Source organism: Synechococcus sp. PCC 7335 (assembly GCF_000155595.1).
GTDB lineage: Bacteria > Cyanobacteriota > Cyanobacteriia > Phormidesmidales > Phormidesmidaceae > Phormidesmis.
This window is the reverse complement of the sequence record NZ_DS989905.1, coordinates 443,548-459,055: the sequence shown is the minus strand read 5'-3', so window position 1 is coordinate 459,055 and position 15,508 is coordinate 443,548. Positions and strand designations below refer to the sequence as shown.

Annotated in this window: 14 protein-coding genes and 5 pseudogenes; 7 read left to right on the top strand and 12 right to left on the bottom strand. The window is 50.8% G+C overall.

Translation table 11 applies throughout. The features are described 5' to 3' along the window. The first annotated feature begins 54 nt into the window (after positions 1-54). From S7335_RS28090 to S7335_RS29595, 6 genes and pseudogenes are all read left to right on the top strand, one after another. Positions 55-210 carry a hypothetical protein gene (locus tag S7335_RS28090; RefSeq protein ID WP_006458176.1) on the top strand — a complete coding sequence of 52 codons (156 nt, stop codon included), beginning with the start codon at positions 55-57 and terminating at the stop codon, positions 208-210. A gap of 18 nt (positions 211-228) precedes the next feature. Continuing rightward, a pseudogene (locus tag S7335_RS27095) lies at positions 229-516 on the top strand (IS1 family transposase); the annotation flags it as partial. 324 nt (positions 517-840) lie between these two features. Beyond that, positions 841-1,596, top strand: a complete 756-nt coding sequence (locus tag S7335_RS21845; RefSeq protein WP_006457984.1) for an HAD family phosphatase — start codon at positions 841-843, stop codon at positions 1,594-1,596. A gap of 48 nt (positions 1,597-1,644) precedes the next feature. Then, complete coding sequence (locus tag S7335_RS21840; RefSeq protein ID WP_006458145.1) at positions 1,645-4,035, top strand: glycoside hydrolase family 65 protein; 2,391 nt, start codon at positions 1,645-1,647, stop codon at positions 4,033-4,035. A gap of 213 nt (positions 4,036-4,248) precedes the next feature. Next, a pseudogene (locus S7335_RS27085) lies at positions 4,249-4,374 on the top strand (transposase); the annotation flags it as partial. A 128-nt stretch (positions 4,375-4,502) separates the two neighbouring features. Beyond that, positions 4,503-4,736, top strand: a complete 234-nt coding sequence (locus S7335_RS29595; protein WP_227500104.1) for a type II toxin-antitoxin system PemK/MazF family toxin — start codon at positions 4,503-4,505, stop codon at positions 4,734-4,736. Between the two features lie 73 nt (positions 4,737-4,809). On the opposite strand, the gene S7335_RS21830 is transcribed toward S7335_RS29595, so the two are convergent. The 7 genes and pseudogenes from S7335_RS21830 to S7335_RS21800 form a co-directional block, all read right to left on the bottom strand. Next, entirely contained in the window at positions 4,810-6,312 is a 1,503-nt protein-coding gene (locus S7335_RS21830) for an efflux RND transporter periplasmic adaptor subunit (protein WP_006457798.1), read from the bottom strand. Between the two features lie 35 nt (positions 6,313-6,347). Beyond that, entirely contained in the window at positions 6,348-8,756 is a 2,409-nt protein-coding gene (locus tag S7335_RS21825; RefSeq protein ID WP_006457832.1) for an ABC transporter permease, read from the bottom strand. 4 nt (positions 8,757-8,760) lie between these two features. Further along, the gene (locus S7335_RS21820; RefSeq protein ID WP_006458061.1) at positions 8,761-9,507 is read right to left on the bottom strand and encodes an ABC transporter ATP-binding protein; all 747 of its coding nucleotides are present in this window, start codon (positions 9,505-9,507) and stop codon (positions 8,761-8,763) included. Between the two features lie 321 nt (positions 9,508-9,828). Further along, positions 9,829-10,008 (bottom strand): annotated as a pseudogene (locus S7335_RS21815) (ISKra4 family transposase); the annotation flags it as partial. 60 nt (positions 10,009-10,068) lie between these two features. Beyond that, positions 10,069-10,778 (bottom strand): annotated as a pseudogene (locus S7335_RS21810) (IS6 family transposase). A 43-nt stretch (positions 10,779-10,821) separates the two neighbouring features. Beyond that, a complete protein-coding gene (locus tag S7335_RS21805) occupies positions 10,822-11,076 on the bottom strand; it encodes a hypothetical protein (protein ID WP_157620623.1) in 255 nt (84 codons plus the stop codon). Between the two features lie 290 nt (positions 11,077-11,366). Then, positions 11,367-11,594: a hypothetical protein gene (locus S7335_RS21800; protein ID WP_038019440.1), complete on the bottom strand. Its 228-nt coding sequence runs from the start codon at positions 11,592-11,594 to the stop codon at positions 11,367-11,369. On the opposite strand from S7335_RS21800, the gene S7335_RS21795 reads away from it, so the two are divergent. Then, positions 11,578-12,039 carry a hypothetical protein gene (locus S7335_RS21795; protein ID WP_006458183.1) on the top strand — a complete coding sequence of 154 codons (462 nt, stop codon included), beginning with the start codon at positions 11,578-11,580 and terminating at the stop codon, positions 12,037-12,039. The genes S7335_RS21800 and S7335_RS21795 overlap by 17 nt on opposite strands. 328 nt (positions 12,040-12,367) lie before the next feature. On the opposite strand, the pseudogene S7335_RS21790 reads toward S7335_RS21795, so the two are convergent. From S7335_RS21790 to S7335_RS21770, 5 genes and pseudogenes are all read right to left on the bottom strand, one after another. Next, positions 12,368-13,476, bottom strand: a pseudogene (locus S7335_RS21790) (ISKra4 family transposase). Positions 13,477-13,528: 52 nt separating this feature from the next. Then, the gene (locus S7335_RS29590) at positions 13,529-13,651 is read right to left on the bottom strand and encodes an AAA family ATPase (RefSeq protein ID WP_157620621.1); all 123 of its coding nucleotides are present in this window, start codon (positions 13,649-13,651) and stop codon (positions 13,529-13,531) included. A 292-nt stretch (positions 13,652-13,943) separates the two neighbouring features. Beyond that, positions 13,944-14,261 carry a hypothetical protein gene (locus S7335_RS21780; RefSeq protein WP_006458030.1) on the bottom strand — a complete coding sequence of 106 codons (318 nt, stop codon included), beginning with the start codon at positions 14,259-14,261 and terminating at the stop codon, positions 13,944-13,946. 18 nt (positions 14,262-14,279) lie between these two features. After that, entirely contained in the window at positions 14,280-14,678 is a 399-nt protein-coding gene (locus S7335_RS21775) for a hypothetical protein (RefSeq protein ID WP_006458363.1), read from the bottom strand. A gap of 368 nt (positions 14,679-15,046) precedes the next feature. Next, complete coding sequence (locus S7335_RS21770) at positions 15,047-15,274, bottom strand: hypothetical protein (RefSeq protein ID WP_006458390.1); 228 nt, start codon at positions 15,272-15,274, stop codon at positions 15,047-15,049. Positions 15,275-15,508: the final 234 nt, after the last annotated feature.

Below are 15,508 nucleotides of genomic sequence, written 5' to 3'. Positions count from 1 at the left end.
CGGCTAGCGTGGCCTCCAACAGAACACTTGTGAGCGCTTCTCTATACTCAGGGCATGAGTAATCGAGAAATTAACCGTGCCTATAGTCATGCGATTACTCTCGTCTACGGCACGGTGATGCGAAATCTTTCTATTGCATTGGCGATCGCCATGACCGCCTTCGGCAATGAACAAGGTTTCGAAATTGGGCGTTGCATAATAGAGATATGAATTGGTCTTTTCTGCTATATGCAATGTCCAGAATGTCAGTCCACCCACATTCGCAAAAACGGGAAGAAAAAAGGCAAACAGAACCATGTCTGCGTAGACTGCGCTCGTCAGTTTATCGACTAATATGACGAAGTCGGCTACTCAGACGAGTTCAAACGCGAATGCTTGAAGATGTCCGTCAACGGGATGGGCCCTCGAGCGATAGAACGAGTCAAAGGTGTCCACCATACAACCGTTATCACCTGGGTTAAGCAGGTCGGCGAACTATTGCCTGACGCCTACGACCCAGACCACATTCCGGATGTAATGGCATCATCCTTGGTTGTACAGCACGGTGCTAGGGAACGCGCACCAAGACATGGAGGGATCTCTTTGGGTAAGTCCTCCCAATTACAGTCATTTTTTTGCCAATAAAGCATGTCATCAATCAGCGCTCGGTAGCTTTAACTGACGGGCTTCGTCTTTATCTTTTGCGGTAATACCTCTGATAACAGCGGTTCCAGGATTTCCCATTCGGTGTCAGTTAGCCTACTGAAGTAGGCCATCATCGTTGAGATAGAAAGATTCAATTATTTTCACGGATTTGGAGAAGGGTCTCAAATAGGTTCTATACTTTGGACAAAAAAGACCATGAATTCCCCCCTTCTTGAAAAGAAATATGATGCGGTTCTGTTTGATCTAGATGGTGTGCTGACGCCAACGGCCGAAGTTCATGCAGCCTGTTGGGAACGCCTGTTTAATGACTTTTTAAGGCAGTATTCCAAAGACAAGGGTATACCCTATGAGCCTTTCGACATTCAAAGTGACTATAGAAGATACGTGGATGGCAAGCCTCGGTATGAGGGCGTAGAGAGTTTTTTAACGGCTCGCAACATTCGTCTACCCTACCAAGAAGATTCGGCTGAAAGCAAAACGACTGTTCGCTCGCTCGGCGATCGCAAAGATAACTACTTCGAAGAGATGCTCGCAGCAGACGGTATTGCGGCCTACGAGGGTGCTATCAAGCTAGTTCGATATCTTCGCAATCAAGGGATTAAGACTGCTGTTGTGTCTTCTAGCCGTAACTGTAACAAGGTTCTAAAAGCTGCCAACATTACTGATTTATTCGATGCTGTCATGGACGGGCGGGTCGCTGAGCAGCTTCACTTGGCTGGCAAACCTGAACCGGATACATTTCTTAAAGCTGCTGACCAGCTTGGCGTTGAGGCGAGTCGCAGCGTTGTGGTTGAAGATGCGATCGCAGGTGTCCAGGCCGGACGCAACGGCAACTTTGGCCTTGTCATTGGTGTTGCCCAATCGGAGAACGCTAGCAGTCTGACAGAAAATGGTGCAGATATTGTTGTTAGCGATCTCGGTAGGCTGTTGCCGCCAAGTCCACAGACTTAATTAACAGACTTAACCAATAAAATAAAACAATGTTTACAAAGTCCTAAAATGCTTCATCGTCATCCTGTTAACCTCCCTCAATACACCTATCCCTGTTGCCCCTGGCAGCTCATAGAGAAACAGTACGCCCCTCACTTCCTAGGGCAAACAGAGACACTCTACGCCCTGAGCAATGGCTATATAGGAATGCGGGGTTGCTTTGAAGAGGGCAATCCGGTTCACCATAGCGGTACCTTCATCAACGGATTTTATGAATCCTGGCCGATTGTCTATCCCGAAGAAGCTTACGGTTTCGCTAAGGTGGGCCAAACCATGCTGCATGTTCCAGATAGCACCATCATTAAGCTGTATGTGGATGACGAGGCTTTTTATCTACCTACTGCGAACTTGTTGCACTACGAGAGATTGCTAGATTTGCAGATTGGCACCTTAGATCGAGAAATTATTTGGGAAACCCCAGCAGGCAAACAAATTTCGATTAAATCTCAGCGATTAGTCTCCTTTAAGCACCGTCACCTAGCTGCTATTTCCTACGAAGTCACTGCTATCAACGCGGATGCACCTATAGAGATTGTTTCAAGAGTTCACTACGAACCAAAAGTTTCGGGTAATAGCCCATCGGCAAACTATGAAGATCCGCGTCGAACCAAAGAATTTGCTCAGCGAGTGCTTCTTCCTCGGGTGTGCAGCGCAGTAGAACGCCGAGTGATTCTCGTTCATAAAACCCGCAGTAGCAAGCTCACGCTAGCTTCTGGTATCGACCATACCTTTGTTAGCGAATGCCCCACCTCTATTGATAGTGAATGCATGGCAGACAGTGGTGAAGTTGTTTTTTCAGTAGCGGCTCAAGCCGGTGTGCCCATCCGACTCATCAAGTACATGACCTACCATACCTCCTCAAGGGCTTCAGCCCAAGAAATGGCTACTCGCGCAAAGCGCTCCCTCGACAGAGCTGTCGCAACAGGATTTGAAGACCTCGTACTCAGTCAGCGAAGTTATCTAGATGACTTCTGGGCACGTAGTGATATCCAAATAGAGTCAGAGCCCGATGTGGTCAGTCAAGCAGAAGCCGTGCAGCAGGCCGTTCGCTTTAGTCTGTTTCACGTTTTGCAAGCGACTAGCCGCGCAGATGGCCTAGGACTGCCCGCAAAGGGCCTCACCGGTCAGGGCTACGAAGGCCACTACTTTTGGGACACCGAAATCTACGTGCTGCCGTTTCTTACTTACACCAATCCTCGGCTGGCTCAAAACCTAATGAGGTTCCGATATAGTCTATTAGAGAAAGCTCGCGATCGCGCCAGAGCCGTCAGTCAAGCGGGGGCGCTCTTTCCCTGGCGAACCATCAATGGGGAAGAGGCTTCTGCCTATTACGCAGCTGGTACTGCCCAGTACCACATCAATGCTGACATCATGTTCGGCATGAAAAAGTACGTAGAGATCACCGGAGATAAAGCTTTTCTCTACGAAAAGGGTGCAGAAATGCTGGTTGAAACTGCCCGTTTATGGTACGACATGGGCTTTTTTTCCGACCGCGAGAACGGCCAGTTCTGCATCCACAGCGTCACAGGCCCCGACGAATACAACACCGTCGTCAACAATAATCTCTACACCAACGTCATGGCTCAAGAAAATTTACGCTATGCCGTGGAAACCCTCACCGATTTGCAGCATGATCGGCCGGAGCGCTTCAACGACTTAGCCATTAAAACTGGGCTAGCAACTTCAGAAATAACGGATTGGCATCGGGCTGCCACCCAGATGTATATTCCCTTTGATGAAAAGCTAGGAATTCACCTTCAGCACGACGGCTTTTTAGACGAACAGGTTTGGGATTTTGAAAACACCCCGGAAGACAAATATCCCCTGCTTTTACACTTTCATCCTTTATTCATCTACCGCCATCAGGTTATCAAGCAAGCAGATTTGGTGTTGGCAATGTTTTTGCTAGGCAACCGGTTCTCTCTAGAGCAGAAGCGAAAAAACTTCGACTATTACGACGCGCTTACCACCGGAGATTCTTCACTATCTGCCTGCATTCAGAGCATTGTGGCCTCCGAGGTAGGCCACCTTGAACTAGCCACAGAATATGCCTTCAACGCGATTGTCCTAGATCTAAGAGATTTATCGGGAAATTCTAAAGACGGCTGCCACATTGCTTCAATGGGCGGAGCCTGGATGTCAGCCGTTTACGGGTTTGGTGGTCTGCGAGATTACGATGGTGAAATATCGTTTAATCCTCGGCTACCCAAGCAGCTGAAGTGCCTGCGATTCTCTTTGACTATTCGAGAACAGCTTTTGGCCGTAGAAATTCGGCACGATCAGGCGACCTATCTGCTCAAAGAAGGATCCATACTGGAGATCAAGCACCAAAATAAAAGCATTAGCCTGATGGCTGGCTCGTCCGTATCTGCAAAGCTTGAGCCAACACCCAGCTTATAGGGAGTACTCCATTCGGTAGATTTCTCTAATTAAACGGTTCGGTCATTTAATATACTCTTGCAGGTAAGCCATCTAAACCATGTGACTGAACCGCTTGGTCATTATTAAGCTCAGCAATATTGCTCATGCGAGCGGGATTGCGGAAACGGTTAGTCATGATGAGAATCAATAGCTGTTTATGTAGCTATCAACCGGACAACTTAGGACGATATCCATCTGATGAAAGACCATGCGCATATGTGTATCAGTATTCCACCGAAGTATGCAGTATCGTCAGCGGTGGGATACATGAAAGGTAAAAGTGCGATAGTGATCGCTAGACAGTTTGAGGGGAAGCGCCTGACTTAACGCTCGACGAATTGCTTGAACAGATGACGGAGCCGCCTGAGCCGAAAATCGATTGGGGTAAACCAATGGGCGAGGAGATTTGGTAGGTGTACGTACCGAAACGGAGCGATTTCGTTTGACTGGAATTTGCTCTCCAGTCCGGTCACGAACAAATGTGTAAACGACCCGCTCTCCTCTTGAGTCCTGAAAGCTTTAACCGAAGGATAGGCTTCGCTTTTGTCTGTCCTATCAGCAATACTCAGCGGAAGAGTCCCTTCTACATAGATATAGCAAAGCGCGGATGCATACTCTTCGAGAAGGCAAAGCCTACGCACTTTGCTATGGCGCTTTGCATTATAGAAAAAGAGGTGTAGCTTTTCTAAGTGTAGTAAGCATAGTGCGGAAAGCTATAGCTTCAAGCTCTGCCAAACAACAGCTACTTCCACTCTACCGCTGGCTGATTCGACTGCCTGCTTCTATACGCTCGTTCGGGTGCAAAATTACCGATTCTCCGGGTGCTAGTCCAGCTAAGACCACTGCGTCAAAAGGATTGCGTTGACCAATATCAACCTGCTGCAGCTGGGCGTGATCGCCTTCTACAGTAAAGACGCACCAGACTTGCTGACAGCGAAACAGGGCGCTGACGGGCACCTGAACACTCTCCTCGCTCTCCCAAATGACAATTTCGGCCTCAACCCGATAGCCGTCTCCCAAGGGAATCTTGCTCGCATCAAACTGACCGATAATATTCACGCGCTGCTCTTCTACGCCCAGCGCCGAGACTTCAGTAAAGGCGGCAGGCTCCACGGCGCTGACGGTAGCCTCTAGCGTCTCCGGGCCGCCCCACTGCTGCACAATAATTTTGCTGTTCTGCTGTATTTTCACTGCGTCGGCAGAGAGCACGTCTATCACCAGCTCTAGGTCTTCGGCATTGCCGATTTCGACGAGCGAGTCGCCTGCTTGCACAAAGCGAGCGCTATCCTCAATCACTCGCAAAACGTCGCCAGCTTCTGGGGCAGTGATGGTAGTGCGACTCGCTTCATCAGCCAGATTCGCCAGCTCCGCTTCGACAGCGGCAATCTGCGCCTGATAGACCCCGATTAGATAGTCCGGATCGCGCTGCTGGTCTTGCAGTAGCGGAATGTCTTCGGCGGCGGCATTGACGGCCTGCTCGGACTGAGCGAGCTGCTGGCGAGCAGCTTCTAACTCGCGCTGGCGAGTGCTTTCTAGGGTTTGCGCCATTTCTAGGTCGCGACGAGAAACGGCTCCCTGGCTTTCTAGCTGGGCGGTGCGATCACGATCTCTTTTGGCCTGTTCCCACTGCGCCTCGGCCCTGGCCACCTCAGCCTCGTCGGCCCGCTGCTCTGCCCGCGCCGATTGCAGTCTGGCCTCCGCCTGAACCAGTTCTTGCGACTTGGGCCTCTGGGTCTCTACGCCGCTGATCTGAGCCTGTAGCTCTTGCAGCTTGGCCTGGGCGGCGCTGACCTGCGTGCCGAGCGGGAGCGGGTCAATTTGGGCAATGGTTTCTCCAGCGGTGACGCGATCGCCCACGTCTAGCGCAATTCTCTCTAGCCGGCCAGTCACTGGCGCAGCGACTACAAACCGTTCTTTTACCCTGGTTTTACCTTCAGCGGCAATGGTCACCTGCAGCGGGCCGCGTTCTACAACGGCGATGTCTACAGCGATGGGGGCGGGTCTGAAAGCTAGGGCGATCGCGCCAGCTACGCCCAAACCGGCTAGGCCATAGGGCCACCACCTAGGCAGTGATAGCGGCGGTAGCGGCAGTTTGGGTAAACGTGGCCTTCGTTTTTTGTGCTTAGGCTCAGGCTCAGCAGAGTTCTTTGGCGACGCCTGAAACGGCAGAGGTTCTGGATAGGCGGACGCTATGTTCTGTTGTTTCTCTGTTTCTAGTTCTGTTTCTTCTATGTTCTGATCGCTAGCCTGTTGCATGACAGCGCCCTCCTTACTCTTTCTTATTCTTTTTTTTACTCTCGGGTCTGTAGTACGGCGACTAAATCAAGTCGATCGAGCTGGCGGCGAATAATCCAGCCAGAGGCCAGCGCCGCCAGCGAAATCACGATAAAGGCAAAGGCATAGCTAGCGGGTGTGACCACTAGCGGAAAGCGAAACAGCTCCCAGTCGTAAATCTGCGTGAGCCAGACCACCATACCAAAGCCAATGCCAAAGCCTAACGGAATTGCCGCGCACAGCAGCACAAACTGTTCGCCTAGCAAAATGAACGCGATTTCACCTTGGGTAAAGCCGATAATTCGCAGCGTCGCCAGCTCTCGGTTCCGCTCCGAGAGCGCCATCCGGGTGGCGTTGTACACCACGCCAAAGGCAATCACCGAAGCGAATCCCACCAGCACCTGGTTAAATCCACCCATGCTCTGACCGATAATCTCTTCAAACTTTTGAATGACGGTTTCTCTGAGCGAAACGCTAGCTACTGCAGGCGTCTGTTTGAGCTGCTGATAAAGCGGTTGCTGCTGCCGCTGGTCGACCATTAGGTAAGCGCCGGATATCGTTGTCCCTTCACGCATTAGCCGATTAAGTGCGCCCATATCCATATAGGCAGACAGGCCAATCAGCTCATTAAAAATGCCGTTGACCTGTACCTGTCGCTTAGGTCTAGCGCCTTCTAAGACTTCTAGTGTTAGCAGCTCACCCGGCTGGATCTGTAGAATATCCGCTAGCTTTTCAGAAAGGGCGATGCCTTCGGGCGGTAGGCGTATCGGCTGGCGATCGCTATCTAACAACAGCCGCATTTCTCCTTCTGGCAGGACGCCCGTCACCCCGGTTAGGTGGGTGCGATGCTCAAACCGCAGCCGAGCAGGCACCACTCGAAAAGGTTCGGCTTGCAGGACACCCGGCAGACTATACAAATCGAACTGCGCCTGCGAAGACAGCGGCTGGTTGAACACCAGCGTCACGTCTTCTCTTTGGATAGTGCGAAACTGCACGTCAACAATCACCGCCATCGCGTCTTGAAAGTATCGACCTAGAACCAAAATCGCGACCGCGATCGCTATTCCAACAATCGAGAATCCCGCCTGCAAGGGGCGGCGCTCCAGATTACGCAAGATAATCCGATGCACCGGAGACACCCAGTGCTGAAGGCCCAGCTTTTCTATGAGCGTCGGTTTATAGACCGCCGGTGGCTCTGGTCGCATCGCCTCGGCAGGCGGTAGCTGCAACGCCCGGCGCACCGACAGTGCCGCTCCAAGGGTCGCTGCCCCCGCACTCACCAGACAGGCCACAATCACCACCCTCGTGCCAATCTCAAACTGCAGAATCGGAAAGCGATAAAATTCGGCATAGAGCCGGGTTAGGCTAGAGCCAAGCCACGCGCCTAGCCCCAAGCCCAGCACGGAGCCGATCGCCACAATCACCATCACCAGCTTGAGGTAGTGCCCGCCCACGGCAGCATTGCTATAGCCAAAGGCTTTCATCACCGCGATTTGGTCTCGCTGGGTGCTGACCAGTCGGGCCAGCAGCAGATTGAGTAAGAAAGCGGCCACGCCTAAGAAGATACTGGGCAGTAGCACAGCCTGGGCCGAGAGCTGGCGAATTTCATCGGAGATGAAGCGATGAGAGATTTGGTCTTCCCTAGCAAAAGCGCCAAGTCCGCCGTAGCGCGTCAAGAGATGGTCGAGCTGAAAGAGAACTTCGGCTTCGCTCGCGGTTGGCAGCAGCGTCAAGGAGAGATCGTTAAAGGCGCCTTTGAGATCGAATGCGGTTGCTAGGGTTTCGCGGGGCATCCACAGAATGCCAAAGCGCTGGTTGTCAGGCATCAGTTCGCTGCCGCGAATCTCGTAGATATATTCTGGCGAAAGGGCCACGCCTGAAATCTTGAGTGCTTGCCAGCGACCGTTGATCACTGCGCCAATGGTGTCGCCTTCGCTTAGTTGATTGGCAACCACAAAAGCTTCACTGGCTAGCACCTCTTCGGGCCGTTCAGGATAGTGGCCAGAGCGCAAAAAGAGATCGTTGAGCATCGCCGTCGGCTGTTCTGGAATAGAAACCAGGCGCACCGTGGCCGGTTCAGCTAGGTCTGGAACATCGGCAGTGACATCAACCACAACACGCGATCGTACCGTTTGCACGCCAGGAATCGCCGCGACCTGATCTAGCAAAGACACAGGCGCCCGCTTCATCTGCACAAACACCTCAGCAAATCGATAGCGATCGTAATAGGTCTGCTGCGTCAGCTTTAGCGAGCTATAGGCGCTCATCATCGTCACCAGCGAACCGATACCACAGGTCACAATCAGCACAATCGCTAAGATCTGACCGCGCATTTTCAACAGATCGCGCAGCAGCTTTCTATCTAGTGATTGAAGCCGGAATCCGCTAAGACCGAGACCGCTCAAATTTAGCCAACGCCAGCTCATAGACCTACCACTCCAGCGCATCGGGCGAGACTTTTTGCGCGTTCTGTTTGATCTCAGAGATATTGCCGCTACGCATGTACACCACCCGGTCGGCCATAGCGGCGATGCCCGCATTGTGCGTAATTACAGCGGTGGTCGTGCCGAACTCTCGGTTGACGCTAGCGAGCGTCTCCAGTACTCGCTTGCCCGTGTGAAAATCGAGTGCGCCAGTGGGCTCGTCGCATAGCAAGACTTCGGGGCGCTTGGCAACCGCCCGAGCGATCGCAACTCTTTGCTGCTCACCCCCAGAAAGCTGTGCCGGAAAATGGTTCATGCGATCGCCGAGTCCCACCATCGCCAAAGCGGCCTCAGGCTTCATTCCGTGCCTTGCAATATCGGTCACGAGCGCCACATTCTCTTTGGCCGTCAGACTAGGAATCAAATTGTAAAACTGAAACACAAATCCCACCGAGCGCCGCCGAAACTGAGTCAGCGCCGCATCGCTAGCCGCCGTAAGCTGATGATTGCGAAAGTACACTCGGCCACTAGAAGGCACATCTAGCCCACCCAAGATATTCAGCAGCGTCGATTTGCCACTGCCCGAAGGCCCTAGCAGCACCACAAACTCGCTTTCATATAAGTCAAGATCGACGCTGCCCAGCGCTTGCACAGAGACTTCGCCCATTTCATAGACCTTGCTCACCTGTTCTAAATGAAAAACAGCTGGCGTAGCCGTCAGCTTGGTAGCTGGCTGAGAGAGTAATGTATTCATCGGCTGTGGCGTCTATACGACTAATCTCGATCTCAAATGATAGCGAGCAGAGTTGAGAAAGTCATGAGGAAATATCGCTTTTTATGGCCTGTAAAATCAGGAGAAGATTCTGTACGGTTGCATCACTAAGAATTGAAGAGACTCTACGGCACAAGCGCCTTAGCTGGAATCTAAATGAAGATGCAGTTTAAAAAGAGAGCAAACTGCCAAAAGGTCAAATTAAAGGTGATGAAGGAGATGTCATGAAACATACCTCTTTCATCATTGAGATCTTTGGGGTGGCTGGATGGTTAAAGGGAGTTAGGTAGAGTATGGGCGCATCTAGCGGTTCGGGGAGACGATAGGAAGGACCAAAGCGTGTTGAGAAAACAACGGGTCAAAGCGTTGATTGACCCAAGCGACTCGCAACTGCAACAGATGGTTCAGTCCTGGCTCGCTCCAGCGCATACCAACGCCCTTAAAGCGTTGCTGAATCAGCCACTTACAGGCACTCTCGACCATTCGAGGGTTCTGTTGCAAAAAATTATCGAGGTCAGACGAGTCCCATCAACCTGTCGTTAATTATGTAGCCACACCAAAGATGTCGTTGATACATGAGATCTGTTCCATCACATCGTTTTTGTTCACTCCTGTGGGCTGACCCTTACGAATCATATTCATCGCCTCATACCCTTTGAGCGTGCGCCGAGCCGTGTTGAAGGAGCCAAATCCTAGCCCAGGATTGACACGCCGTTTGATGAAGCGATGGTCCTGCTCAACCGTATTATTCAAGTAATTGCTCTGCCTTGTTTTCGTCGCTTCTGGCAACACCTCATCGGCTTTCAACTCATTGATGGCAGGCGGATAAGCTGCATTTTTATCAACGGTGATCGCCCTCGGTTCAATCGTATGTGAAGCGTTGAGTACCTTTCGCAGGAAGCGCTTTGCGGCTTTTGCATCACGCTTCGCACTGAGCATGAAGTCTAAGGTATTTCCCGCCGAATCGACCGCTCGATAGAGATACTTCCAAACACCTTTGACTTTCACGTAGGTTTCGTCCACCCGCCATGAATCGTTGGTGGGTTTGAGATAGCGGCGACAGCGTTTATCCAACTCGGGGCTATAAGCCTGAACCCAGCGGTAGATTGTCGTGTGGTCACCTTGACACCGCGTTCGAGCATCATTTCCTCCAAGTCCCGGTAGCTCAGGCCATAGCGCAGATACCAGCGAACGTTTATCAGGATCAGCTCTGACTGGAAGTGACGCCATTTGAATGGCCGGGAGGATGACATATGGCTGGCTGGATTCGATGGCAGAGGGCTTCAGATTACCCGCTCAGAGAGGCGCTGCCCATTTTTGCAACACTGCCCCTTCGCCTATATCAGATGCACTTTTGTTGGCTACGTTCCTGTCTGTGTTGGTTTGAGCAATATGGTCTCCATGACTAGCGGTGCGTGAGTAGAAGCTACCTGGTTCACCAAAACTGTAGGCCAGTCCTGCGCCCAAGATGGCTATAGTAAGTCCGGCCAGGTTCATAAACACAGCGCGTCTGACCCACTTGCGTCGATTCCACTGTCTTACCAAAAACACTAGCGGAACCAGTAAAATGAAGCATAAGAAGCCCCACAGAACACTCTCTTGAAACCCTTGAGCAATGAAGATAGCGTCGCCAATTAGGGCTAGCAGCGCTCCACCTATAAACAGAGTAAGAAAGACAATGGGGGCTATGGATTTTCCTTGGCGACAGCTACAGCCAAAGCATACTACACGCCTCCGTTCTCAGTTATTTGCTTCCTGACTGCAGACAGTCGCTCGACTGGTAGTAATTCTGTCAGGAAGCTGGTTCAGGCTCTTCGTAATATGGATTGGCCTTATAGAGGTTAATAGGGACGAGCAATGGAGCCTTTAGTTTCCCAGCGATCGCAATGACCCGCATGATCTACAACACAGCCTGTCATTTCCAGGTGCAACCGTCTCTCAGCCCCGACGAGCCGAAGCACTTCCACATATTCAAGTTGCATAGTCATCTGTAGATGTAGGATTTTATCATCAATCTGGGCAGCCTGCAAGAGTCGCACGCTACCCAAACCATTGACAACTATTACCATCACCCGTCCACCCGCTGAGCCACTATTAACGAGCTGGCAGCGAATGCAACTAGTCCACCACGGCACTGACGTATTCCTACAAGAGCACCTATTCCGCTTTCAAGAAGAGACTAAGCTGCTGGCGATTCAATTCGCCGGCTTCTGGGCCTCGCCTGTAGGCTCGGGCACTGGTCTTAGAGATTGGAGCCGCGACAGCCGAGAACTAGCCTGTTCGTTCGAGTTTTCCATTGAGGGTAGGATCTTGTCAGTGTACGGCGAATCAGAGCTGCTGCAATTGCCGTGGCGACTGCCTATAAGCAATGCACTGCCGTTGTACAGACCCTTCCTCGAGCGACTCACCTTAGACGGCATTGACGCGCTGCACGTCTCGCTACCCTGCGAAAACGAGAGTGAGTATTGGGAATGCGAAAGTGTGCTGATTTTGAACCCAGATATCATTCAGTGAAGTCCGTTCAGTTGAAATTCCTGTTGCTTTGCACCTGTGATTGAGAGTCGTATCAAATCGACTGCTCTAGAGACTCTCATTACTGCTCTGCAACTCCGTGTGGTAGCGAGTGGTAGAGCTATTGATGGGGGAGCACGTCATCCTCTGTGTAGAGAAAAAGTAAGCTAGACCTATACGCTAGTCAAAGGGACAAGAGAATGACGCTAGAGAAACAAGCCCAAATGGATGCTCATGTCAGCGCTATTGCCGAGTTGCTCCATACAGATGCTACAGAAGAAGGGTACATCCCACTTTTGCAAAAGCTATGGGAACAGACGAGGCAGCGCGCTCAGGCTGAGGCAGCTTCAGGTGACCCAGTCACGGCCCTGAACTCACCGTTGAGATAAGCACATCGATGATTGAGCACCTGCGGTACGTTCTCTTCATTCCACTGCGCACCCGTCAGCTTCACTCGCGCGGCAATCTGTTTGATGCCCGATTCAATCTCTCCAGATCCAATCGTAATCCCTCGCCACCAGTCATCATCGTAGTTCACAATCCGGTGCTGGTTTTTTTCAAGTAGCCCATGAACTGCTGGGCATGGCCATCACAACAGCCTTCTAATTTCGCAATTGCCGCTGCCACTTTTCCTTCCCACAACAGCTCTTCAAGGTCAATCAACTGAGTACTCGAACTGTCTACTTTCGCTAAGTTCTCCATCAGGTGATACCAGTCAAGAACTTCTCGTCGCTGAGTACTTGTGCCAATTTCAGCAACGATGTTCCAGACACCATCATGGCCATCGCCCAGGCATCTTACGCGCTCAGCTAACGGTTGTTGATTCGTCCAATCCGTCAACGCTAGATTGTCTCGGAAACTAGCCGCGATCACTTGCTGATGTAACTTAATCGCTTTGTAGTCTCGCCACTCACACGCTTTTCCCTTAGCGCTTCTCAGTCGAATCTTGCTGCCATCCACACTCAGCTCTTCCACAGAACTATGAGCATTTGCCCGACCCAGCGACTGACGATGCACTAATCGCTGCTGAGTACTATGTCCAACCCGACGTCCAGTGAGCATTTCGATATCTTCCTCAGCTTTCTGATAAGACTCGTTCGCACTCAGCAGTAAGCAACACTTCTCTAACAGCGGACTGATGCGGCTATGGTCCTTAATTCTTAGCGCTTGCGCTTGGCTGCGCGTGAGCTGGATGTCACCGATGAGGCTTTTGAGGGTACGCTTTCGTCCAGGTTGCTGACCGCTTGCGCTTTGACAAAAAACTCCCCGATTTCAGGACCGACATGATCTATAAGATGACTGCGCACTGCTTGTTCAACCCCCTCGAAGTTTTCTAGCTGCTGAGGGTTCGCATGCTCAGTTTCTTCGTACATCTTCGTACAACAGTGCGGCGATGGCACGAGCATAGGCTTTGATTTGAGCAGCTCTAGAGGCATCCATACTGAGTTAGGCGCTAACGCTGTGATAGGACGTTTTTAGCATAGCGAAGATGTCAGCCCTTCATGCCTAAGCATTTACACTCAGTTGAAAAGGTGGGATTCACCCGAGCTAAAGATAGAGATACTGTGCTTTTCCCTACACCTCCCTTCGTGTTTGAGACTGCTATCCATTTCATACGTTTACAGGCTTATCTGAGACATAGAAACCATATAAACATATAGATAGGTAAAGATAGCAATATGTGTAAAAATTACGGGAAATCAAGCGGTCTAAGTGACAGTGTCTTGCATAAAAGCATATAAACATATAAATATAAATTTAGGTTTACATGGTTTCCGTAAGTTCGCTGCAGCAATCTATATCGTCTACTTTACGACGCACCTCAATCAGAGAAGTGTTTCCCTGAGGAGAAGTGCAATCACAAATAGCCGACGGTAGTTTGCTGATCAATTCGATAAGAAGTTCAGCTAGCTAGCCTGCTGCTCTATTCGGTCGCTCCGTCTTCCGTTGCCAATAATACCTGCTAGCTGAGTGCGAGATGCTTCTGCGAGGGCTTCTATTTGTGTAGCATTTTCGCGCTGTGCTGTTCTTAACTCTGCAATTAGCTCAGCATTGCGATCCTTCTTAACGGTAAGCTGTGCAATATTTGAGCTATTTTTAGCGACAAGCCGGCGTGTTTCCTCTAGTCGGGTATCGAACTGCTCTAGACGTTGAGTGATTGCTGTAATCGCTTCTGTATGCTGGGCTACCTGTTGTGCGTTCGCCTGCTGCTGCTGTGCGATCACTGCTATTTGCTGTGAATGTCAGTCTTGCCGAAAGCCAGACATCACTTCATCGTTTAGCTCACTTCTAAAGGTGGTGATGCTGCCGCTCTTCTCTTCTATCGAGAAGAAGAGGTAATCACGGCTCTCTAACATGGTTTTAAGAACGACTTGAACCAGCGGATTGCTCGGATTCATCAGGGCGTGGTACTGCTTAAATCTATAGAACTCAAAGGCAAAATGGACGACTTCAAACTGACTGCTACCGTACAGAGAGTGGTCGAAGTTGAAGCCTAAGCCCAAGCAGGCTTGAGGAATGATTTCGCCGGGGCGCATGGCGACAAATCCGCTCTTTTTCTTATCCAATTCGACCAGTCCGAGTCCACAGCAGGGTGCTTCTGCAGCTACCAGTGCCTGGATAAAGGAACGGTTCACTATCATGGGAGGCAGCATAAGCGGTGGCAGGGGCAGCACCTAAAGGACGATTTCATCGTATCCCAAATAGGAAAAAGCCCTCACAGCTCCTTTCAGAGGTGTTGTAATAAAAACAAAAATATTGGGACACCTCTGAAAGGAGCACATGACGATAACTGAAGAAGCTAACGGAGTGAAGGCAAGGTTCAGTTTTTCCTCGTCGTATGTGCTGGCTGTCATAGCGATCGCACGGTCTGCTCTGTCAACACCACTAAATTAACGTCCCTTTTTACGACAGTTCAAACACGCAGACTCAAGAACTGATAGGTGGTCGCAAACACGTAGTTGCAACAGCGCACATCCAAGCGCCACCAAAAGCTATCAGAATAGCAACTCTACGCCTTGGCTTCTGCAACAGAACAACTCTCTTCATCACAAGAAATACCGCTAGCCGCCGCATCTGCCGGAACGACCGTAAAGCCACCGACACGCACACCTTGGAAGCCAAACTGCTCTTGCAACACCTGGTTGAAGTGAGTCATAATCTCAGGCAACTGCTGCTCAAGATTTGTCCTTAGGTCATCAGCACTGGGGGGCGGATTACCAACGGTTTTGACGACCATAGAACAAGCACCTGATAAAAATAGCTCCTTTCATCGTAGAGTGAAACACAAGATTTAGACCATAGAGCAGCCATACTCAGTCAGCTATAATCGCGAGGTATGGCAGGCAACTGCTCGCTGCTGTTATCTCAAGGAACTGTAACTAAATAGCCTTGTTATCCCAATTGCTCGCATCTGTTGAGCAATACAATAAAACGTATAAAATCCCTTATCAATATCGAGACCCCACCTAAG

What these genes read in the sequence shown, in the direction of transcription:
- S7335_RS28090 (WP_006458176.1), top strand. Translation starts at nt 55, where the DNA reads ATGAGTAATCGAGAAATTAACCGTGCCTATAGTCATGCGATTACTCTC.
- S7335_RS21845 (WP_006457984.1), top strand. Translation starts at nt 841, where the DNA reads ATGAATTCCCCCCTTCTTGAAAAGAAATATGATGCGGTTCTGTTTGAT.
- S7335_RS21840 (WP_006458145.1), top strand. Translation starts at nt 1,645, where the DNA reads ATGCTTCATCGTCATCCTGTTAACCTCCCTCAATACACCTATCCCTGT.
- S7335_RS21830 (WP_006457798.1), bottom strand. Translation starts at nt 6,312, where the DNA reads ATGCAACAGGCTAGCGATCAGAACATAGAAGAAACAGAACTAGAAACA.
- S7335_RS21825 (WP_006457832.1), bottom strand. Translation starts at nt 8,756, where the DNA reads ATGAGCTGGCGTTGGCTAAATTTGAGCGGTCTCGGTCTTAGCGGATTC.
- S7335_RS21820 (WP_006458061.1), bottom strand. Translation starts at nt 9,507, where the DNA reads ATGAATACATTACTCTCTCAGCCAGCTACCAAGCTGACGGCTACGCCA.
- S7335_RS21800 (WP_038019440.1), bottom strand. Translation starts at nt 11,594, where the DNA reads ATGGTAATAGTTGTCAATGGTTTGGGTAGCGTGCGACTCTTGCAGGCT.
- S7335_RS29590 (WP_157620621.1), bottom strand. Translation starts at nt 13,651, where the DNA reads ATGAAATGGATAGCAGTCTCAAACACGAAGGGAGGTGTAGGGAAAAGC.
- S7335_RS21775 (WP_006458363.1), bottom strand. Translation starts at nt 14,678, where the DNA reads ATGATAGTGAACCGTTCCTTTATCCAGGCACTGGTAGCTGCAGAAGCA.
- S7335_RS21770 (WP_006458390.1), bottom strand. Translation starts at nt 15,274, where the DNA reads ATGGTCGTCAAAACCGTTGGTAATCCGCCCCCCAGTGCTGATGACCTA.